Annotated in this window: 17 protein-coding genes, 1 rRNA gene and 2 other annotated features; of the genes, 7 read left to right on the plus strand and 11 right to left on the minus strand. The window is 63.2% G+C overall.

Annotated elements, in window-relative coordinates; genetic code table 11:
* Positions 1 to 93 (minus strand): 16S ribosomal RNA (locus FRC96_RS01370); the annotation flags it as partial.
* 849 nt (positions 94 to 942) lie between these two features.
* Positions 943 to 1,257 (minus strand): TolC family protein, encoded by a 315-nt coding sequence (locus FRC96_RS01375; protein WP_230469748.1) that lies wholly within the window; start codon positions 1,255 to 1,257, stop codon positions 943 to 945.
* Positions 1,258 to 2,209: 952 nt separating this feature from the next.
* Between FRC96_RS01375 and rsmD the strand changes: the two genes are divergently transcribed.
* The 3 genes from rsmD to FRC96_RS01390 all read left to right on the plus strand — a co-directional run bounded on the left by rsmD (position 2,210) and on the right by FRC96_RS01390 (position 4,683).
* Positions 2,210 to 2,812: a 16S rRNA (guanine(966)-N(2))-methyltransferase RsmD gene (gene rsmD / locus FRC96_RS01380; protein WP_146972255.1), complete on the plus strand. Its 603-nt coding sequence runs from the start codon at positions 2,210 to 2,212 to the stop codon at positions 2,810 to 2,812.
* 106 nt (positions 2,813 to 2,918) lie between these two features.
* Positions 2,919 to 3,404 (plus strand): pantetheine-phosphate adenylyltransferase, encoded by a 486-nt coding sequence (gene coaD / locus FRC96_RS01385; protein ID WP_146972256.1) that lies wholly within the window; start codon positions 2,919 to 2,921, stop codon positions 3,402 to 3,404.
* A gap of 82 nt (positions 3,405 to 3,486) precedes the next feature.
* Complete coding sequence (locus tag FRC96_RS01390; RefSeq protein ID WP_146972257.1) at positions 3,487 to 4,683, plus strand: pyridoxal phosphate-dependent aminotransferase; 1,197 nt, start codon at positions 3,487 to 3,489, stop codon at positions 4,681 to 4,683.
* Positions 4,684 to 4,762: 79 nt separating this feature from the next.
* Here the strand turns inward: FRC96_RS01390 and FRC96_RS01395 are convergent, their stop codons facing one another.
* Both FRC96_RS01395 and FRC96_RS01400 read right to left on the minus strand, forming a co-directional pair.
* The gene (locus tag FRC96_RS01395; protein WP_146972258.1) at positions 4,763 to 5,329 is read right to left on the minus strand and encodes a putative metal-binding motif-containing protein; all 567 of its coding nucleotides are present in this window, start codon (positions 5,327 to 5,329) and stop codon (positions 4,763 to 4,765) included.
* A gap of 66 nt (positions 5,330 to 5,395) precedes the next feature.
* On the minus strand, positions 5,396 to 6,409 hold the full coding sequence (locus tag FRC96_RS01400; protein ID WP_146972259.1) for a hypothetical protein: 1,014 nt from the start codon (positions 6,407 to 6,409) through the stop codon (positions 5,396 to 5,398).
* 302 nt (positions 6,410 to 6,711) lie between these two features.
* On the opposite strand from FRC96_RS01400, the gene FRC96_RS01405 reads away from it, so the two are divergent.
* Complete coding sequence (locus tag FRC96_RS01405) at positions 6,712 to 9,645, plus strand: 1-acyl-sn-glycerol-3-phosphate acyltransferase (protein ID WP_146972260.1); 2,934 nt, start codon at positions 6,712 to 6,714, stop codon at positions 9,643 to 9,645.
* A 209-nt stretch (positions 9,646 to 9,854) separates the two neighbouring features.
* The gene (locus tag FRC96_RS01410; protein ID WP_146972261.1) at positions 9,855 to 11,648 is read left to right on the plus strand and encodes an acyl-CoA dehydrogenase family protein; all 1,794 of its coding nucleotides are present in this window, start codon (positions 9,855 to 9,857) and stop codon (positions 11,646 to 11,648) included.
* A 95-nt stretch (positions 11,649 to 11,743) separates the two neighbouring features.
* On the opposite strand, the gene FRC96_RS01415 is transcribed toward FRC96_RS01410, so the two are convergent.
* From FRC96_RS01415 to FRC96_RS01430, 4 genes are read right to left on the minus strand one after another with little or no spacing between them, the layout of a single operon-like run.
* Positions 11,744 to 12,565: an MBL fold metallo-hydrolase gene (locus FRC96_RS01415; RefSeq protein WP_146972262.1), complete on the minus strand. Its 822-nt coding sequence runs from the start codon at positions 12,563 to 12,565 to the stop codon at positions 11,744 to 11,746.
* A 58-nt stretch (positions 12,566 to 12,623) separates the two neighbouring features.
* Positions 12,624 to 12,830, minus strand: a complete 207-nt coding sequence (locus FRC96_RS01420; protein WP_146972263.1) for a hypothetical protein — start codon at positions 12,828 to 12,830, stop codon at positions 12,624 to 12,626.
* Positions 12,831 to 12,853: 23 nt separating this feature from the next.
* On the minus strand, positions 12,854 to 13,645 hold the full coding sequence (locus FRC96_RS01425) for a DUF455 family protein (protein ID WP_146972264.1): 792 nt from the start codon (positions 13,643 to 13,645) through the stop codon (positions 12,854 to 12,856).
* Positions 13,646 to 13,668: 23 nt separating this feature from the next.
* A complete protein-coding gene (locus FRC96_RS01430) occupies positions 13,669 to 15,015 on the minus strand; it encodes a 5'-deoxyadenosine deaminase (protein ID WP_146972265.1) in 1,347 nt (448 codons plus the stop codon).
* 304 nt (positions 15,016 to 15,319) lie between these two features.
* Between FRC96_RS01430 and FRC96_RS01435 the strand changes: the two genes are divergently transcribed.
* On the plus strand, positions 15,320 to 16,099 hold the full coding sequence (locus FRC96_RS01435) for a tRNA1(Val) (adenine(37)-N6)-methyltransferase (protein WP_230469749.1): 780 nt from the start codon (positions 15,320 to 15,322) through the stop codon (positions 16,097 to 16,099).
* Between the two features lie 41 nt (positions 16,100 to 16,140).
* Entirely contained in the window at positions 16,141 to 16,560 is a 420-nt protein-coding gene (locus FRC96_RS01440) for a hypothetical protein (protein WP_146972267.1), read from the plus strand.
* On the opposite strand, the gene FRC96_RS01445 is transcribed toward FRC96_RS01440, so the two are convergent.
* From FRC96_RS01445 to FRC96_RS01460, 3 genes are all read right to left on the minus strand, one after another.
* The gene (locus FRC96_RS01445; protein WP_146972268.1) at positions 16,482 to 17,504 is read right to left on the minus strand and encodes an MBL fold metallo-hydrolase; all 1,023 of its coding nucleotides are present in this window, start codon (positions 17,502 to 17,504) and stop codon (positions 16,482 to 16,484) included. The genes FRC96_RS01440 and FRC96_RS01445 overlap by 79 nt on opposite strands.
* A 148-nt stretch (positions 17,505 to 17,652) precedes the next feature.
* The gene (locus FRC96_RS01450; protein WP_146972270.1) at positions 17,653 to 17,937 is read right to left on the minus strand and encodes an FHA domain-containing protein; all 285 of its coding nucleotides are present in this window, start codon (positions 17,935 to 17,937) and stop codon (positions 17,653 to 17,655) included.
* Between the two features lie 155 nt (positions 17,938 to 18,092).
* Positions 18,093 to 18,378 (minus strand) — a sequence feature (16S ribosomal RNA rRNA prediction is too short).
* A gap of 65 nt (positions 18,379 to 18,443) precedes the next feature.
* Positions 18,444 to 19,309 (minus strand) — a sequence feature (16S ribosomal RNA rRNA prediction is too short).
* Positions 19,310 to 20,166: 857 nt separating this feature from the next.
* On the minus strand, positions 20,167 to 20,494 hold a 328-nt coding region (locus tag FRC96_RS01460), incomplete at its 5' end, for a TolC family protein (RefSeq protein ID WP_146972269.1).

Below are 20,494 nucleotides of genomic sequence, written 5' to 3' on the forward strand. Positions count from 1 at the left end.
CTACTCAGGACCGAAGTCCCTTTCTCGCTCGACTTGCATGTGTTAGGCACGCCGCCAGCGTTCATTCTGAGCCAGGATCAAACTCTCCAGTTTGATTAGGATCCCCATCACCTTCGCTGCATCTAAGCAGTCGAAGTGGTGTGATGGATTTCATAGTGCAGGTTGTATCGGTGTTGATTTGTTTTACGAACACTTTCGACATGACCAACGCGGCCCGATACGACCCTGCCGGGTCATAGGTTTGCCGCTTTAAATCATGCCTCGCGCTCGTGTCACATGCGCTTGACGAGAACCTGTCGTTCGTACGCTCACGTCATGTAACTCCAACCCGCCTGCACAGCATAAGCTCTTGACATTGCTTTGCTTGTAAAAACGCTTGCTGTCCGACAAGGCATTGAACATGCCCTGTCTGGATTCCTATGAACTTTTCAAAGAGCGTCGAGAGCTTGTCTCGACTTTGCCTCGCGTTTCGCCGTGTTTCTTTTTGGCGCCCCGTCGAGGGATGCGGAACTTACTGCCCGCGTTTGTTGCCGTCAAGTTGTTTTTCGAGAATTTTGAAAGTTTTCAAAGTTTCGAAAAACCGTTCTGACGTTGCTCGCTGCGGCCCGTGTTGGCGTCGCGTTGAGCGGAGGCGGACACTAAGTCCGGACCTCGTTGGCGTCAAGCCCGATTTCGAAAAAGTTTCGTCATCGTCGGTGGCTGTCGGCCTCTCTCAGCGAGTGGCTCCGAGGAGCAGCACCGCGTCGAGGAGTCGGAAGTTATGCATTGAGCCCCGGGGTGTCAACAGGTTTTTCCACCGATTGCATAAATATTGAAACCCGGGCCTCAAACGATGCCCGTTCGTGTTGTTTTTATCGCATAACGACCGTTTAACCCCCTTCTTGCGGCATTTAAAGGTCGGTCGCGTCGAGATCGGAGGATCGGGGTGGGGACCGGGCGTGATCAGGAGGGGTTGGGGAGGAGGGTTCCGGTGAGTTCGCTGATGGCGAGGAGCTGGCGCATGAGCTCGAGGTCGGCCTCGACGATGCGCGCCTCGGCTTCTTGTAGGCGTTGGAGGGCGTCGACGACTTCGAAGGCGGTGCCCCGGCCGGTCTCAAAGCGGGCGCGTTGGGCGGCGACGTTTTCGCGGGTGAGCGCGGCGGTGCGTCTGGCAAGCTCGGTGCGGGTGCGGGCCGCGCGCGCCTCGTTGAGGAGGGAGGTGAGGGTGTGGCGGGCGTCGGCGCGGGCTTGCTCCAGGTCGTGCTCGGCGGCGCGCACAGCGAGGTCGGCGCNNTCGCTGCACCTAAGCAGTCGAAGTGGTGTGATGGATTTCGTAGTGCAGGTTGTATCGGTGTTGATTTATTTTACGAACACTTTCGACTTTAGCGACGCGGCCCGATACGACCCTGCCGGATCATAGTGTCGCCGCTTCAAATAAAGCCTCGCGCTCGTGTCACATGCGCTTGACGAGAACCTGTCGTTCGTACGCTCACGTCATGTAACTTCAACCCGCCTGCACAGCATAAGCTCTTGACATTGCTTTGCTTGTAAAAACGCTTGCTGTCCGACAAGGCATTGAACATGCCCTGTCTGGATTCCTATGAACTTTTCAAAGAGCGTCGAGAGCTTGTCTCGACTTTGCCTCGCGTTTCGCCGTGTTTCTTTTTGGCGCCCCGTCGAGGGATGCGGAACTTACTGCCCGCGTTTGTTGCCGTCAAGTTGTTTTTCGAGAATTTTGAAAGTTTTCAAAGTTTCGAAAAACCGTTCTGACGTTGCTCACTGCGGCCCGTGTTGGCGTCGCGTTGAGCGGAGGCGGTTTCTACGTTGCTGCTTTCGCCTCGTCAAGGATGTTTTCGCATCCTTTTTCCCTTTCGTTGCGAGCCGCGTTTGCGGCCCCCGTCGTCGGGAGGCGCTTTATGGGCGATGGCGCCGATTGGGTCAAGGAGTTTTGCGATTTATTTTCCCGTTTTCTCGGCCAGATCCGCTAAGCTCTTGAAATCGTTAAGAAGCACCTGAAAGGCCATGCCCGTGATACGCTCGATCGAAGCGAAGATCGCCGCATATCGGGCGATCTCTGGTAGTTCAGGGTGATCATCACGCCGTACTACTGGCGTATGTGGGGGTTACTCCCTTGCGTATCGTCCTACACAGCGCGGGCCGCTCCTTATATACAGGGGTTCGATTCAGCGACACGCCGCCTGTGGGCGGCGCCTTCTCTTAAGGACGATCGATGCGCATCATTGCCGGCTCCGCCCGCGGCCGTAAACTTGCCAGCCTTCCCACCGACGCCATCCGCCCCACAAGCGATCGCGTCCGCGAGTCGCTCTTCTCCATCCTGGGAGATGTCCATGACCTGGTGGTGGTCGACGGCTTCGCCGGCAGCGGCGCGCTCGGGCTGGAGGCGATCAGTCGGGGGGCCCGGCGAGCGTACTTCTTTGATCGCTCCGGCCGCTCGACTGCGTTGATCAAAGAAAACGCGCAGCGCACTCGCGCCGGCCGCCGAGCGATCATTGAGCGTTGTACCTTCAACCAGGGGCTGGAGGAGCATCTCGGTCAGGAGACGCCGGATCTCTGGTTTCTCGATCCTCCCTACCACACCACGCTGGCGCATAAGGCCCTGGAGAAGATGACGACAAGTCCGCGGGTCACCGCCGGGGCGCTGGTGGTCTGGGAGTCCGACGTCGACGAAGCCGTCCCCCACACCCCGGCCTTTGAGCTGGAGGACGAGCGCATCTACGGGCGCACGCGCATCCAGTTTCTGCGTCGGCGCGAGGATCGCGAGCCGGGCGCGGAGGCTGCGCCGGGCTCTCCCCCCGAGGACACCGGGCGCTGATCGCCCTGCCGACGCGCAGTTGCTGTGCGCGCGCATTTCCCTTAATCATCAACCTTTACGACCACGCCGCCCAGTGCGGCCGAGCGCGAAACCAAGGACGTCATCTATGCCTCGAAAGGCGATCTATCCGGGAAGCTTCGATCCTCTGACCTACGGTCATATCAGCATCATTGAGCGGGGGCTGAAGATCTTCGACGAGGTGATCGTGGGGATCGCGATCAACATCCGCAAGACGCCCCTCTTTACCAGTGAGGAGCGCATTGAGCTGATCCGCCAGTCCTTTCCCGATGAGAAGCGGCTGAAGATCGAGACCTTCGAAGGGCTTCTGGTCGATTATGCTGCCGAGCGCGGTTGCGAGGTGATCTTACGAGGCCTGCGCGCGGTGAGCGACTTTGAGTACGAGCTGCAGATGGCCAACATGAACCGCAAGCTCAACGACGGGATCGAGACGGTCTTTCTGATGACCGAAGAGTCGCACTTCTATGTGAGCTCCGGGCTGGTCAAGGAGGTCGCGCGCTTTGGCGGCTCGGTGCGTGAGCAGGTGCCGCCGCACGTGCAGGAGGCGCTCAAGGCGAAATTTGCGCAGAGCTGATCGAAACCCCGTCGTGGGTCGTGTTGATGTTGTGCATGAAACTGTAGCCCTGCGGGGCTTCTTACCTTTTAAAGGATACATCGTGATCAAACTCAGCCATCGTATCACTCAGGTGGAGCCCTCGCCGACGCTCGCGATCACCGCGCGCGCCAAAGAGCTCAAAGCACAGGGCATGGACATCGTCAGTTTTGGCGCCGGCGAGCCGGATTTTGATACGCCTAAGCCGGTGGTCGAGGCCGCGACCCGGGCGTTGCAAGAGGGCAAGACGCGCTACACACCGGCCTCCGGGCTGATGGAGCTGCGCCAGGCGATCGCGGAAAGCTATGCCAGCCGCGGCCGCAAGGTGGCCGCCAATCAGGTGATCGTGACCGTCGGTGGCAAGCAGGCCCTCTACAACGCCACCCAGGCGATCTTCGATGAGGGCGATCGCGTGCTGATCCCGGCCCCCTACTGGGTAAGCTACCCGGCGCAGCTGCGCCTCGCCGGGGCTGAGCCTGCGATCATCGACACCCGCGCCGAAGACGACTTCAAGCTCACGGCCGAGAGCCTGCGCGCTGCGCTTGACGAGGGGCCTTGCCGCGGGCTGATCCTTTGCTCGCCATCCAACCCCACCGGGGCGACCTACTCCGCCGATGAGCTGCGGGCGCTGGCCGCGGTGCTCAAGGACTTCCCCGAGGTCGTGGTCTTCTACGACGCGATGTACGACGAGCTCTATTACGAGGGTGATATCGCGCCGGACCTTGTGGCCTCGGCCCCCGAGCTTGAGGGGCGTGTGATCACCTTCAACGGCTTTAGCAAAACCTACGCGATGACCGGCTGGCGCCTTGGCTACGCGATCGGCCCGGTGGAGGTGAGCGCGGCGATGGGAACGCTGCAGAGCCAGTCGACCTCCAACGCCACCTCTTTTGCGCAGTACGGGGCGCTGGCAGCCTTTGAGCTCGATCCGGCGGTGCTCGCCAGGCGACGCGAAGCCTTCGCAAAACGCCGCGATCTTCTTGTGGGGATGCTGCGCGCCATCGAGGGGGTGATCTGTCCCGAGCCCACCGGGGCGTTCTACGCCTTCCCGGATTTTTCGGCTTACCTGGGTGAGGGAGAAGGCAAGTTCGCCGACGATCTCGCGCTGACCCAGTACCTTCTGGAAGAGGCGCAGGTCGCGGTCGTCCCGGGCTCGGCCTTTGGCTACCCGGGCGGGTTGCGGCTGAGCTACGCGACCAGTGAGACGCTCATCGAAGAGGGCGTGCGGCGCATCCATCAGGCGCTCAAGGCCTACGCGGGCTGAGCGCTTTGCCAAATCGAAGTCATAAAAAAAGCCGCGCCCCTTCCGGGACGCGGCTTTTTTGTTGTGACGCGGGTTCGTTTTAAAGGGCGCAGGACGCGGGCACCGCGTCGAGCACGCCATTGCGGCATTCCAGGGGCACGCCGCACTCCGGGCAGGGGTTGCCCGGGCAGAAGCTCACCACGGGGAGCGCCTCGCACAAGCCGGTCTGCTCGTTGCAGGTGTAGTTGACGTCCTGGCCGTTGGGATCCTGCGCGTTGGTGGGGCAGTCCGAGGTGCTGGCGCAGATGAAGACGTCGGGATCGCCACTGCAGTTGTTGTCGACACCGTCGCACACCTCGGCCATCCCCGGGTTGATGTCGGGGTTGGTGTCGTCGCAGTCTTCCTGGGGGTACTGGCAGTTACGGCGGTCGGTGCCAGCAGCGCCGTAGCCGTCCTCATCCTCATCGATGCAGGGGAAGGTCGGGGTACCCTCGCGCAGCGTGCAGAGGTTGTCGGTGGAGCAAACAAAGCGCGGGGTCAGGCAGTCCTCGTCGCTCTCGCAGTAGAAGACGCCCTCTTCGGAGGCATCAAAAGCCACCGAGCAGGCCGCGGCGTAAAGGGTCAGCGCCAGAAGAGCCAGCGCGGAGAGTAGAAGGCGAAGTCGCATGATCGTCCTCAATCTGAAGTCACGCGGGCGCTCAGGCCCGCAGACGTCGCAAAAAGTCGCGAAACCTTAGAAGCGCAGCCGCGCGCCCACACCCACGCCCTCGGGGCTTACGCTGGGGCTGAGACGCACCGCGCGGTACCAGGGCTGGTCGCCCTGCCCCACGGCAAGCTCTTCGGCATCGTCGCCGTCGAGCACAAAGAGCAGCACGCTGGTCACCGCCATCCCGCCCGAGAGCACGTAGAAGACGTTGGCCGAGAGCGCGTCGCTCTCAATATCGCGCTGCAGGCGCTGAGCCTCGCGCTGGGTCAGATCGGTGTAGGTGCCGTCTTCGTTGCGGCTGTACTGCTCGATCTCGGCCAGGCCATCGTCGACCTTCAGGCCAAAGAAAATGCCCGTGCCCAGGCTCACCGCCGAGAGGCCGGCGGTGGCAAAGGCCATGATGCGGCGCACATCGACGTCGCGCTCCACGTAGCCGGGATCTTCGGGGCGGCGATCGCGCACGCCAAAGACGTCATTGACGCCGGCCTGCACCGCATCGAGCACCGCTGAGAACGAGCCCAGGTCGGAGTTGGTGTGGTAGTTCAAAAAGAGGCGATCGCGCACATCGAAGTAGTCGATGTTCAGCGTGTAACCCGTGCCCACGCGGCTCACGCGCGCCTGCACGATGCGGTCGACCTGGGCGGCGCGGCCCACGTTGGCCAGACAGAGCGACTCGGCCGAGCAGTACTCCGGGTCGCGGTCTTCGATCGCCGGCAGAAGATCGGCGTCACCAAAGACGGCGATGTTGGGGATGGTGCTCACCGCCTCGCGCAACGCGTCCTGGAGCGCCTCGCGATCCCCGGCGCTAAGCCCGGAGAGGGGCACCGCGAGCACCCCCACCGCGGGCACGTTGGTGCCGGCGGGGATCTCCTCTAACTCCTGGACGTCTTCCACATCGAAGGTCATGCCATCTTCGTCGATGGGCTCGACGTCTTCTTCATCGAAGGTCATGCCCTGGGCCAGGGCGGTGGCCGGCAGCAAGGCCAGAGCCAGCGCCAGGGCGATCAGAGCCGCGGCGAGCTGGCGAGACAGGATTCTCATGGAGCGCTCTCTGCTTCGAGATAACTTCAGCGGGGTTCTGCCAGCGCTGGAACGACGCAACCCAACTCAGCTGGCGTATCGACAGGCCGATTCAACGCGTTGAAAACCGTGGCGCATAAACCTCTCACCACCTCATCACCGGGCCGATCCGACCTCCTCTGGGAGTAGCATAGCCGGGCGAAGGGGCGCAACAAAATGCCCGCAGCCCGATCGACTTGCCCCCCGCGACGCGGTTGCCCCGTGGCCTGCGCCCGATTATAACCGCTCGGCCCGTACCACCGCGCCTAACCCCGGAGACGAGGATGTCCGTACGACCGGACCGCCCAGCGGAGGATCCCGACCAGAAGGCCCACCGCGACACCGCGAGTGAGACCGACCAGGCCTTGCTGCCCCATGATCTTCCCGTGCTGGAGGAGGGGCTGGCCGAAGCCTCCGAGGTGGAGCTCAGCGAGGAGGCCCGCGAGAGCCGGCTGCACCTGGCCGAGCAGCTCTCGCGTCGCCCGATGTCTTCGGCGATGCTCGAGCGCCTGGGCCGCTGGTTGAGTTTTTTAGGCCGCCTGCTCTTTGCCCACGTGCTCTTTGAGCGCCGCGGCATCGATCAGCTGCGCGAGTGCGCCGAGCGCGGCACGGTGGTCTACACGATGCAGACCCACAGCCGGCTGGACTACTTCTATTTTAACTACGCCTTTTTGAAGCATGAGCTGCCGCGGGCGCGCTTTGCCAATAACCTGGTGGTGCGGCCCTTTCGGGCGCTCTGGGAGCGGGTCGTCAGCTTTGTGACCCGTCGCCGGATCGACGGGCCACGCAAGATGGAGGCGTTGATCCTGCGCGATGAGGCGACCTTCCTCTTTCTGCAGCGCCCTCGCCAGAAAGAGCGCGAGCGGGTGGCCTTTAGCCAGCCCTACCTCTACCGCCTGATTCAGACCCAGCGCCGCCAGGACACGCCGATCTTTGTCGTGCCGCTCTGCCTCTTCTGGGAAAAACGCCCGGAGCCGCGACGCGCGAGCCTTCTCGATGAGCTCTTTGGCACGGTGCAGTCCCCCGGTTTTGTGCGAAAGCTGGTCAACTACGTGCAGACCTTCTGGCAGACCTTCTTTAAGTTCGGCCAACCCATGGTGCAGGTCTCGGGCGCCATCAACCTCAAGGAGTTTTTGAGGGAGTACCCGGGGGCGGACTCCTCCGACGCCTCAGAACTTCTGCGCGCGCGCCTTGAAGAACAGATTCGCCAGGAGCGTCACGTCATCCTCGGCCCCACCGCCTCGCCGCGCGAACAGGTCGGGCGCGAGGTGCTCGCCAGGCCCGAGCTTGTGGAGGCGATGCGCGAGCACGCCGAGAAGAGCGGCGAAGATGAGAGCAGCGTGCGCCGCAAAGCTCAAAAGCTCTTCGATGAGATCGCCGCCGATCCCAGCCTGCTGATGATCAAGATCTTCAGCGCGACCTTGAGCCTGGTCTGGTACCGCATCTACGACGGCCTGGAGGTCGATGAGCCAGGCCTGGAGCGGGTGCGCGAGCAGGCCAAGACCAGCTCCATCGTGCTCGTGCCCAGCCATAAGAGCCACATCGATTACCTGGTCTTAAGCTACGTCTTTTATCACTACGGGCTGATGACCCCGCATATCGCCGCGGGCGTCAACCTGAGCTTCTGGCCGCTGGGCCCGCTCTTTCGCCGCGCGGGGGCCTTCTTTATTCGGCGCTCCTTTAAGGGCGAAGATCTCTACCCGGTGGTGTTTCGGGAGTATCTGATCCGCGTGCTCGAAGAGAAGTACCCGGTGGAGTTCTTTATTGAGGGCACGCGCAGCCGCACCGGCAAGCTGATCAAGCCGCGCTACGGCATGCTCGATATGATGGTGCGCGCCTTTGCCAGCGGGCGCCTCGACGCCATCAAGATCGTGCCGATCTCGGTAGGCTACGAGAAGATCATTGAGGAGCGCACCTACCGCCGCGAGCTTCTTGGCGAAGAGAAGCAGAAGGAGAGCCTGGCGGGACTCTTAAAGACGCCGAAGTTTCTGACCAGCAAGAAGGGGCGGCTTTATGTGGAGTTTGATGAGCCCATCGATCTGGCTGACTATTTCGGGCGTTTTGGCATCGACCGGCTCGAGCCCGAGGACGAAGATCTCGACGCGCTCACCGTGCGCCTGGCCCACCGCATCATCTACGACATCAACCGGGTGACCACCGTCTCGCCAACGGCGCTGGTCGCCACAGTGCTGCTCAACAACCCCGACCGCGACGCCAGCATCGGGCGCGCGCGGCTGCTGCATGAGCTGGGCTTTTTGCTGCACTTTATGACGCAGCCCGGCCGTCCGGTGCGGCTTTCGGGCGCGCTGCGCGAGGCCCTGGCCAGCCGCCAGGCGGCCATCGACGCGCTGCGCGCAGCCCACCCGAACGACACCCCGCCGGTGAGCTTGAGCTACGATGAAGACGCCGATCCCAACGATCTGGAGCGCCAGCACATCGAGTCGGCCATGGGCCGGGCGGTGGCCTCGGTCATCGATCGGGCGCTGGCGATCTTTGAGAAAGAGAAACAGGTGCGCATCACCGACCCCGGCGATCGGGCCTGCTACACGCTTGAGCCTCAGGCGCGCCACGAGATCGCGTACTACCGCAACACGCTCGTGCACCACTTCGTGCCCGAGGGGCTGCTGGCCTCGGCGATCGCGAGCTTTGAGTCGCGCGCGATCCCGCTGGATCGCCTCATGGATCAGACCCTCTTTTTGAGCCGTCTTTTCAAATACGAGTGGATCTACGAGGAGCGCGCCGAGTTTGAGAACGTCTTTATGCGCACGCTGGACTACTTCTCGGCCTCGGGCTGGGTGACCCTCCAGGGCGCTGGCGAGGAGCGGGTGGTGGCGATCGCCACGCCCGGGCCCGAGCTCGATTATCTGCGGCGGATGGTGCTGACCTTTGTGGAGGCGTACGCCATCGTCTTCCGCCGTCTTCATGAGCTAGTGGAGGCGCCGGTGGAGCGCGACGCGCTCATCAAAGATGTGATCGCGAAGGGGCGAGAGCAGCTGCAGCGCTCGGAGCTCCGCTTTGAGGAGAGCCTCTCGAAGCCCACCCTGCTCAACGCGCTGCGCCTGCTGGAGGACTGGGGGGTGGTGGAGCGTCACACAAGCCCGGGGCGCCGCCGCGAGGTGGTCAGCTACCAGGTGCATCCGGAGTGGCGTGGCGACGCCCGCTATCAGGAGCTTGTGGCGCGCGTGGAAGGCATCCTCAACCCGAGCACCACCGACTGACCCTCTCGGCCGAGCTTCGACTCGCCAGGCGAGGAGACGATCGGCGTCGCCGGGAAGTTTAAGACTCCTTAAACCGTATAAACTTACGAGCATCCGGGGCTGGCCACGGTTGACGCGGTGCGTAAACTTTCGGACGATGCCCCGATGAATGACCCGTCATTCATTCCACATTCGCATCTTGAACCTGCAACTTCTGGAGAACCTTGATCATGAGCGCCGAAAAACCCCAGGGCTGTGCCTTTCTCACCAGCGAAGTCGGCTCCGAACGCATCTTCACCCCGGAGGACTTCTCCGAGGATCAGCGCATGTTCGGCCAGACGGCCACCGACTTCATGAACAAAGAGGTCTTCCCGCAGGTCGAGACGCTGGAGAAGAACCCCTCGGGCGACTTTTCGGAGATGGTCGCGCTGCTCAAAAAGTCCGGGGAGCTGGGGCTCTTGATGATCGACATCCCCGAGCAGTACGGCGGGCTGGAGGTCGATAAGACCACCTCGATGATCGTCATTGAGAATCTTTCCAAATACTCCGCCTGGGCCACGACCTACGGGGCGCATACGGGCATCGGGATGCAGCCCCTGCTCTTCTTCGGCAACCACGAGCAGAAGGCCAAATGGCTGCCGAAGTTCGCCACTGGCGAGGTGATCGGGGCGTACGCGCTGACCGAGCCCGGCAGCGGCTCCGACGCGCTGGCCGCAAAAACCCGCGCCGAGCTCACAGACGATGGGGAGTTTTACATCCTCAACGGCTCGAAGATGTGGATCACCAACGCCGGGTTTGCCGACCTCTTCACGGTCTTCGCCCAGGTCGAAGGCGATAAGTTCACGGCGTTCCTGGTCGAAGCCGATCGCGAAGGCGTCTCCACCGGCGCCGAAGAGCATAAGATGGGGCTTAAGGGCTCGTCGACGCGTCTTCTGAACCTGGAGAACGTCAAGATCCCCAAAGAGAACCTGCTCGGCGAGATCGGCAAGGGGCATAAGATCGCCTTTAACATCCTCAACATCGGGCGCTTTAAGCTCGGAGTCGGGTCGCTGGGCGGCGGCAAGCGCACCCTGGAGGTGGCCACCCGCTACGCCAAAGAGCGCGTGCAGTTCAACACACCGATCGCCCAGTTCGGCGCGATTCGCGCCAAGCTCGCGAAGATGGCGATCAAGCTCTACACCCTGGAGTCGATGTCCTACCGGGTGGCCGGCTACATGGATCGCAGCCTGGACACGCTGGACAGCAACGCCGACGACTACGTCGAGCAGATGATGAAGGCCATTGAGGAGTTCGCCGTCGAGGACTCCATCATGAAGGTCTACGGCTCGGAGGCCCTGGACTTTGCGGCCGACGAAGCCGTGCAGATCCACGGCGGCTACGGCTACTCGGCCGAGTACGAGGTCGAGCGCCTCTACCGCGACAGCCGTATCAACCGCATCTTCGAGGGCACCAACGAGATCAACCGCATGCTCATCCCGGGGATGATCCTCAAGCGCACGATGAAGGGCCAGCTCAACCTCTTTGAGATGATCCAGAAGCTGGAGGTGACCCTGGCTGGCGAGGCGCCCGAGGTGCCCGCGCAGGGCGACGATCCGACGCTGACTTTTGAGAAGTTCTTGACCGAGCAGGCCAAGAAGATCGTGGTCTACGGCGCCAACCACGCCATCCAGAAGCATATGGCGGACCTGCGCGACCAGCAGGAGCTGCTCTTTGAGCTGGCCGATATGATCAGCGCGATCTACGCCATGGACAGCACCGTGGCGCGTACCGCCCAGATGGTAGAGTCGAAGGGCTTTGAGGCCACCGAGTTGCATCGGGCGGCCACGCTTGTGACGCTGGCGGAGTCATACAACACCATCCGCGACGCGGCCGAGCGCCTGCTCTACAACCTGGCCGAAGGAGAGAAGCTCGACGCGCACCTCAAGGCGCTCGACAAGCTCACGCTGCACCCGCGCATCGACGTGATCGGCCTGCAGAAGATCGTGGCCGACGCGGTCGTCGAGCGTGAACGCTACCCCTTCTAAGCATCTGAACTCTAAGATATTTTCGCGACACCCTCGCAGACTGGCGAGGGGTGGCGAGTGAGGCCCGGTCCCTTCGGGCGCCCTCAACAGGGCGCTCAGATGGCGATCGGGCCTTCGTTTATGCAGCGCTCGCCAAGCTGCAGATCGTGGCTTGTGAGCAGCACGTCGGTGGGGTTTTGCCCCAGGTGCGCGCGCAGCTCGTCGATGGAGCGCTGCACCTCTTCCATCGAGATCGCCACGTTGCGGGCCATCGAGCCCAGTGTGCCATCGCCCAGGATCTGGGCGGTGGCAAAGGCGACGTCGCCGCCGAAGATGATATGGCGGCCATCGGCCATCTTGATCCGGTAGCTCGCGTGGCCGGGAGAGTGACCGGGGGTCGCAAAGGCACAGACCGAGCCGTCGCCCAGAAGATCGAGCCCGATGGCGTCTTCGCCGAATCGGGGCGCGTCTTCATACGTGGCGACGCGCTCGCCAAGCCCCCGAAGATCACCGCGGGCAAAACCCAGCAGCGGGCCGCGGGAGTTCTCGACAAACGCCCACTCCGGGCGGTGCACATGGCAGCGCGCAGCATGTAAAAAGGGCAGCCCGCCGGTGTGGTCGTAATGCAGATGGGTCATAAAGACGTGCGCGACCTCCTCGGGTGTGCAGCCGGTGAGCACGCGCACCCGCTCGGTGACGGCCCACTCCGGCTCAAAACGCATGCCGAAGAGGCGCATCGCCCCGCCGATCACGCCGCCCAGGTTTCTCGGGCCGTTGGGGCCATAGGGCGCATCAAAGAGCAGCGGGCCTAGCTCGCTGTGCAACCCCACCGCCGCGAGCAGCGGAAGGCGCACGCGCCGCATGCCCCCGCCGGCGCTGATCATGAACGCCGGGACCGGCATAAACCCACAATGAAACAGATAAAACGACTCGATCACAGCGTTCTCACACGTCGCACAACACCACCCAAAAGCCCTTCAAATTCAAACACTTCCACTACTCCGCAACCACACGACGCACCTCGGCGTCGACGATGGGGGCGGCGCCGTTGCTCTCGGCGCGGGCGATGAAGAAGGAGAGCAGCATCACGCCGATGCCTCCCACCACAAAGATGATGACCGAGTAGTGGCGCATCCCGCGCTTGTACTCGGGATCGTCCTTATCGAGGAACTTCTTGGGCTGGGGCTTGGGCTGGGATCGCATGGGGTTCCTCGTGGGGGGGCCATTCAGGTGGCGCGCAGCATGCCCTCGACGAAAGTCTCGTCGAGGCCGGCGGCTCGCCGCGCCTCGGGGTTGAAGATCGCGCCTCGAGCCCGGGCGGGCTCATTATGAAAGGTCAGGTTCTGACAGTAAATTTCAAACGAGGAGTGCCCCTCCGGGGTATATTGTCGCAGCCAGCGCGCGCCGAAGCCCACGTGGTGGATCTCGTCTTCGAAGATCTGCTCGAGAATCTGCGCGGTGCTCGTGTCGCCGACCCGGCGGAAATGCTGCTCGAAATAAGGAGCGTGATCGAGGTTTCCCTGCTCAAAGGTCAGGTTCATGGCGCAGACCCATTTGAGCGGGGAGGTCAGCGAGGGGGCGCAGCGCCAGAAGTGATCGTTGACGGGAAGATCGCCAAAGTTGGCGCCGAGCTCCGCGATGCGATCGACATAGAGTTTGAGGTGGCGCTGCTCGTCGGCGATCAGGCGCACCATGCCGGCGCGAAAGGCCGGCGGGGCGTCGGGGTAGGCCAGAAGCGCCCAGGCCATCAGCTCGATGGCCATGAGCTCATGGTTGGCAAAGGTGTGCAACGCGCGCACGGCCATCTCGGGCTCGGCCAGGTTGTCGGGGTGCGGAAATTTAACGCGACGCGAGCGCGGCGCGATCGCGAGCTCGGCGGGGCGACTCGGCGCGCTCCAGGCCTGCGGGAGGCCCGGGTCGCGATCCTCCAGAGCGTGAAAGCCGCCCTCGGGCGCAGCGAGTTTTTGCTCAAGCGTTGTGGCGTGAAGGAGGCGCTCGGCGAAGTCGCGAAGGCGCATGGTCGATCCGGTGTTTCGGGAAGTTAGCCGCTGATGAACTGCTGCATGCGCTCGGCGGTCTCATGATGGGCCTGGCGCGCGCCGGCCATCAGCTGCCCCAGGTCCACACCCACGAGCTCGCCCTTATCGACCAGGTGCCGGCCGGAGGCGAAGACGTGGCGCACGTTATGCTTCTGGGCGGTGTAGACCAGGCGCGCGTACACGTCGCCGCCGGGGCCGCAGCCCGGGTCGTTGTCGAGGTCGAAGACCACAAGGTCGGCGGACTTTCCAACCTCCAGCGAGCCGACTTCGTCGTCGATCCCTAAGGCGCGGGCGCCGTCCATCGTCGCCAGGCGGAAGACGCGCTCAGCCGGCATGGCCTCGGGGCCGTGGAAGGGTTTTTGAAGAAGCGCGGCCAGGCGCATCTCAATGAAGGCGTCGAGGTTGTTGTTGCAGGGGGCGCCGTCGGCGCCCAGCGCCACGCGCACGCCCAATTTGTCGTAGCGGGGCATGTTGGCGATGCCGCTGGCCAGCTTGAGGTTGCTGGAGGGGCAGTGGCAGATGCAGGTCTGGGTCGTCGACAAGATCTGGCAGTCCTCATCGCTCACGTGCACACCGTGGGCGAGCACGCTGCGGGAGCCGGTGATGCCAACTTGCTCCAGGAAAGCGATGTTGCTGACGCCGTAACGCTCCCGGGTGAAGACGTTTTCGTAGGTCGTCTCGGAGGCGTGCGTGTGAATATGGCACCCGAGGTCGCGGGAGGCCTGGCCGACCTCGCGCAGAAGTTCTTCGGTGCAGCTCACCGCGAAGCGGGGCGCAAAGGCGTACTGGATGCGCCCGTCGGCCTTGCCGTGCCAGGTGTCATAGAGGAGCAGGCTCTCTTTGAGGCTCTCCGAGGTGACTTCGCGCATAGGCGCGGGCACCTCATCGCCCAGATCCATCATGCATTTGCCGATGTGCGCGCGGATGCCGCTCTCCTCGACCGCCTCGCCAATGGCGTCGGTGTGGTGGACGGTGCCCATATCGAGGATGGCGGTGGTGCCGCCGAGGATGAGCTCGGCCAGGCCGACGCGCGCGCTGACGCCGAGGGTCTGGTGGGTGAGCGCGGCCTCGTAGGGCCAGATGCGGCGCTTGAGCCAGTCGATGAGCACCATATCATCGGCGTGGTTACGCATCAGGGTCTGGCAGAGGTGAATGTGGCATTGCACAAAGCCGGGGGTGATGATGTGGCCGCGCATATCGAGCACACGCGCGCCTTCGGCGCGCTCTTCATCGACCTTGCCGATGGCGGCGATGCGGCCGTCTTCGATCAGAAGATCGCCCTCAACAACTTCGGCGGCGGCGTTCATGGTGACCAGGGTGGCGTTTTTCAGCCAGGTGCGCTGCGACATCGTGCAATCCTGAAAAGGGGTGGTACGGAGCGTGGCAGGACGAGCAAAAACGCGGCACGCTACCACGCGTAGGGAGGCTTCGCCACCGCCGCGCCGGGCGAGGGTGATGACCGGTCGGTCAGGTCACGTCAGGTGATGGTGCGGGTGAGGATCGACGTGCTCGTTGAGGTCGGTCGGAGCGCCGGCGGCGCGAGCTGTTCAAAGCGGTGGGGGCTGGTCCATAATGCGTTTCTTTCAACGTCGGGGGCCGCGCGCACCCGGCATGCCCTCTCTGAGCATCTTTATCGCAGACCCGTCCGAGCAGATGAGCAACACAACGACGTTCAAGAGCAACGCCGAAAACGAGGCCGAGACATTGACGCGCGATGCGATCTTTGGCGGGGCGCTGCACCTGTGGCAGTCGCGCGCCGGGTACCGTTTTGGGCTGGATGCGCTCCTGCTCGCCAGCGATCTTCCGCCGCTGGCCGCCGGAGCGACGGTGGTGGAGTTGGGTGCGGCCCAGGGGGCGGTGGCGCTGACGGTGGCCTATCAGCGCCCGGATGTGCAGGTGGTGGCGGTGGAGCGCCAGCCGGAGCTGGCGGCGCTTTTGCGACGCAACATCGAGGAGAACGATCTTAAGAATGTGGCGGTGATCGAGGGCGATCTTCGCCAGCGCCGCGATCTTTTTACCCCGCAGACCGCCGCGCTCGTGCTCGCCAACCCGCCCTACTATGCCCGAGGCGCTCGCCGCCCCAGCGCCAACGCGCAGCGGGCGCAGGCCCACCACGAGCTGCACGGCACGCTGGAGGATTTTGTGCGCGCGGCGGCCTACCTCCTGGAGCATAAGGGGTGGCTGCAGCTGATCGCCCCGCCGGTGCGCCACCTCGACGTGATCGCAGCGACCGGCGACACCGATCTTCGCCTGGCCGAGCTTCGTCATTACCACGACCGCGCCGATCGACCGGCCTACCTCACCGAGTACCGTTTTCGGCGCCCCTCGGCGCCGGACCTGAAAATCCGCGCGCCGCTGACCATCCGCGACGCCGACGGAAGCTACACCGCCGAGGTGCGACGGCGCCTGGGCATGGAGGAGGCCGAGACGTGATCGGAGGAGCGACCCGACACACAGAGGGGAGTACACGCGTCATGCTGGCGGGGCTTCTGCTTGCCCAGGCGCTTCTGTGGGGGTGCTCCAGCGCGGGAACGCCGCTGGAGCGGGCCGCCCGGATCACCGATCGGGCGCTGATGGAGGGGGTGCGCCGGTCCACCTCACCCGAGGCCTCGCAGGGGGCGGTGGGCTTTGTGGGGCGCTACAACCCCTGCCGCTGCGAGGCGCCGCCTTTTGAGATCTGGCTCTACGGGAGGTGGGAGCGCGTCGAGCTGCGTAGCGAGGACGACCAGCTGGTGGCGACCCTGCTCGCCCAGGCTCAGGCGGCCGACGCGAGCGCCGAGTTTCGGCTCGTAGGCTGGCCCAAAGCAAGCTCGCCCTACGACGGGCTGGAGCTGGAGGGGTTTGAGCCGGCCGAGCGAACCTCGGCGCGGGGATCGTCGACGTCGACGCCGTAGCGGCGCGTCACGCCCTCCCCTTCGGCCTGGATGGTGCGGGTGCGCACGAGCTCATCGAAGAGCACTTTGAAGAGCTCAAAGTTCCAGAGCAGCTCGACGGGCTCGTTGAGCTCATAGCCACGATCGCGCTCGATGAACTCCACGATGGTCGGGCCGTTAAAGAGCGCAGACGCCGCGCTGGAGAGGGTGTTGTTCAAGAAACGCGAGGCGCGCACCAGCGTCCAGCGCGCGCGCTCAAAGGGGCGGCCGTGGTTGGGGAGCGCGCGCTCGGGGTTGAGCGCGGCCAGGCGCTCGATGCTGGTAGCGTAACCCGGCGCGTCTTCGATGCGGGCGGGCAGGCCGCTTAAGGCGACGTCGCCGCTGAAGAGGGTGGCGCTGGCCGCATCGAAGAGCGCCATATGGCCCGGGGCGATGCCCGCGCTCTGGTGAACCTGCAGATCGAGGCGCCCGGCGCGCACGCGCGCGCCCTGACGCAGGGGCACGAAGTTCAGCGCGCGGCTCTGGCGCGGATAAAAACGCGCAAGCCAGGTATGCACGACCTCGGCATCAAACCCCTCCAGAGATGCAGCCAACTCGGCAGCGCGCTCACGCAGCGCGGTGCGCCGGCGCTCGGTGATCATCTCCAGATCGCCCGGCGCGATCATGTCGGGGCTGAGCACAAAGAGCTCGGCGTTGGGGAAGTTCTGGGCGCCTCCCACACAGTCGATCTCCCAGGAGGTGGCGATGATGCGGTCGATCTGGTCGGCGCGCACCCCGCACTCCGAGAGCGCCTGGCTCAGATCTTCGGCGTGGATGGCCGGGTGACCCGCGTTGATCAGCGCCCAGGGCGCCGGCCCGCACACATACACGTTGGTCGGCGCGCGCAGCGCCTCCGGGCTGAGCTCCAGGTGACGCTGAAGCGCGATGCGAAAGAGATCTTCGCCGAGCTGCTCGATCTGGTACATGGCCTGTCTCAATGAGGGGCATTCGTGGCCGGCAACGCCCGTGTCCGCGATCTCTTCAACGATCGCCGCGGGCAAGAAGCGCCGGAGGCCGGCGACTTCACGTCACCGGCCCCGATGTCATAGCGCTCAGGTCGAGCAGCGACAAGCCTTAGCCGCGGTAGGAGAAGCGCAGCTCGTAGTCGCACAGGAAGAAGACATCGCCCTCTTCGATCTTCTTGGACTCGATGCGGTTGCCGCGGAACTCGATGCCGTTGGTCGAGCCCAGATCCTTGATGTAGTAGCTGCCGTTGCGATGGATGACCATGCAGTGCTTGCGCGAGATGTTGCCGTCGCGGATGGTCAGATCGGTGTGCTGGCTGCCGCGCCCGATGACAAACTTCTCTTTGTCGACGGTGTAGCGGTTGTTGTTAAAGCTCAGATAGAGCGGCGGCAGGGTAGCCGCGCCGTAGGCCGGCTCGGCGCCAAAGGAGGGCTGCGCCTGAGGGGCCTGGGGCGGGCGCGGGGCCTGCGGCGCCTCCTGAGGCCAGCCACCGCCGGCGTTGGGGCGAGGCGGAGGGGGCGGAGGGCCGCCCGGGCCGCGCTGCTGAAANGTGTGTAGCCCTGGGCATAAGGGCCATGAGGACTTGACGTCATCCCCACCTTCCTCCGATTTCACATCGGCAGTCTCCTTAGAGTGCCCAGCCAAACTGGTAGCAACTAAGGACAAGGGTTGCGCTCGTTACCGGACTTAACCGAACATCTCACGACACGAGCTGACGACAGCCATGCAGCACCTGTCACCGCGCTCCCCGAAGGGCACAAGAGGCATTACCCTCTCTTCGCGGGATGTCAAACCCAGGTAAGGTTCTTCGCGTTGCTTCGAATTAAACCACATGCTCCACCGCTTGTGCGGGCCCCCGTCAATTCCTTTGAGTTTTAACCTTGCGGCCGTACTCCCCAGGCGGTTCACTTAATGCGTTAGCTGCGTCACCGAATCTCAATTAACCCGGCAACTAGTGAACATCGTTTACGGCGTGGACTACCAGGGTATCTAATCCTGTTTGCTCCCCACGCTTTCGCGCCTCAGCGTCAGTATTGGTCCAGTTCGTCGCCTTCGCCACTGGTGTTCCTCCAGATCTCTACGGATTTCACCCCTACACCTGGAATTCCACGAACCTCTCCCAAACTCAAGCCATACAGTTTCCAACGCAGTTCCGAGGTTGAGCCCCGGGATTTCACGTCAGACTTGCATGGCCGCCTGCGCGCGCTTTACGCCCAATGATTCCGAATAACGCTTGCACCCTCCGTATTACCGCGGCTGCTGGCACGGAGTTAGCCGGTGCTTCCTTGGGAGGTACCGTCTCTCCTGGGTCAAGCCCAGGCACTCTTCCCTCCCGACAGTGCTTTACGACCCGAGAGCCTTCTTCACACACGCGGCGTTGCTGCGTCAGGCTTTCGCCCATTGCGCAAGATTCCCCACTGCTGCCTCCCGTAGGAGTCTGGGCCGTGTCTCAGTCCCAGTGTGGCTGATCGTCCTCTCAGACCAGCTACCCATCTGAGGCTTGGTAGGCCATTACCCCACCAACTACCTAATGGGCCGCGAGCCGATCTTCAGACACCCGAAGGCTTTGACCCCTGCACCCGAAGGCGCTGTGGTCTTATGCGGTATTAGCCACCCTTTCGAGTGGTTATCCCCCATCTGAAGGTACGTTACTCACGTGTTACTCACCCGTTCGCCGCTCTACTCAGGACCGAAGTCCCTTTCTCGCTCGACTTGCATGTGTTAGGCACGCCGCCAGCGTTCATTCTGAGCCAGGATCAAACTCTCCAGTTTGATTAGGATCCCCATCACCTTCGCTGCATCTAAGCAGTCGAAGTGGTGTGATGGATTTCATAGTGCAGGTTGTATCGGTGTTGATTTGTTTTACGAACACTTTCGACATGACCAACGCGGCCCGATACGACCCTGCCGGGTCATAGGTTTGCCGCTTTAAATCATGCCTCGCGCTCGTGTCACATGCGCTTGACGAGAACCTGTCGTTCGTACGCTCACGTCATGTAACTCCAACCCGCCTGCACAGCATAAGCTCTTGACATTGCTTTGCTTGTAAAAACGCTTGCTGTCCGACAAGGCATTGAACATGCCCTGTCTGGATTCCTATGAACTTTTCAAAGAGCGTCGAGAGCTTGTCTCGACTTTGCCTCGCGTTTCGCCGTGTTTCTTTTTGGCGCCCCGTCGAGGGATGCGGAACTTACTGCCCGCGTTTGTTGCCGTCAAGTTGTTTTTCGAGAATTTTGAAAGTTTTCAAAGTTTCGAAAAACCGTTCTGACGTTGCTCGCTGCGGCCCGTGTTGGCGTCGCGTTGAGCGGAGGCGGACACTAAGTCCGGACCTCGTTGGCGTCAAGCCCGATTTCGAAAAAGTTTCGTCATCGTCGGTGGCTGTCGGCCTCTCTCAGCGAGTGGCTCCGAGGAGCAGCACCGCGTCGAGGAGTCGGAAGTTATGCATTGAGCCCCGGGGTGTCAACAGGTTTTTCCACCGATTGCATAAATATTGAAACCCGGGCCTCAAACGATGCCCGTTCGTGTTGTTTTTATCGCATAACGACCGTTTAACCCCCTTCTTGCGGCATTTAAAGGTCGGTCGCGTCGAGATCGGAGGATCGGGGTGGGGACCGGGCGTGATCAGGAGGGGTTGGGGAGGAGGGTTCCGGTGAGTTCGCTGATGGCGAGGAGCTGGCGCATGAGCTCGAGGTCGGCCTCGACGATGCGCGCCTCGGCTTCTTGTAGGCGTTGGAGGGCGTCGACGACTTCGAAGGCGGTGCCCCGGCCGGTCTCAAAGCGGGCGCGTTGGGCGGCGACGTTTTCGCGGGTGAGCGCGGCGGTGCGTCTGGCAAGCTCGGTGCGGGTGCGGGCCGCGCGCGCCTCGTTGAGGAGGGAGGTGAGGGTGTGGCGGGCGTCGGCGCGGGCTTGCTCCAGGTCGTGCTCGGCGGCGCGCACAGCGAGGTCGGCG

Origin of the sequence: Lujinxingia vulgaris, assembly GCF_007997005.1 — a bacterium.
In the GTDB taxonomy this organism is placed as follows: domain Bacteria; phylum Myxococcota_A; class Bradymonadia; order Bradymonadales; family Bradymonadaceae; genus Lujinxingia.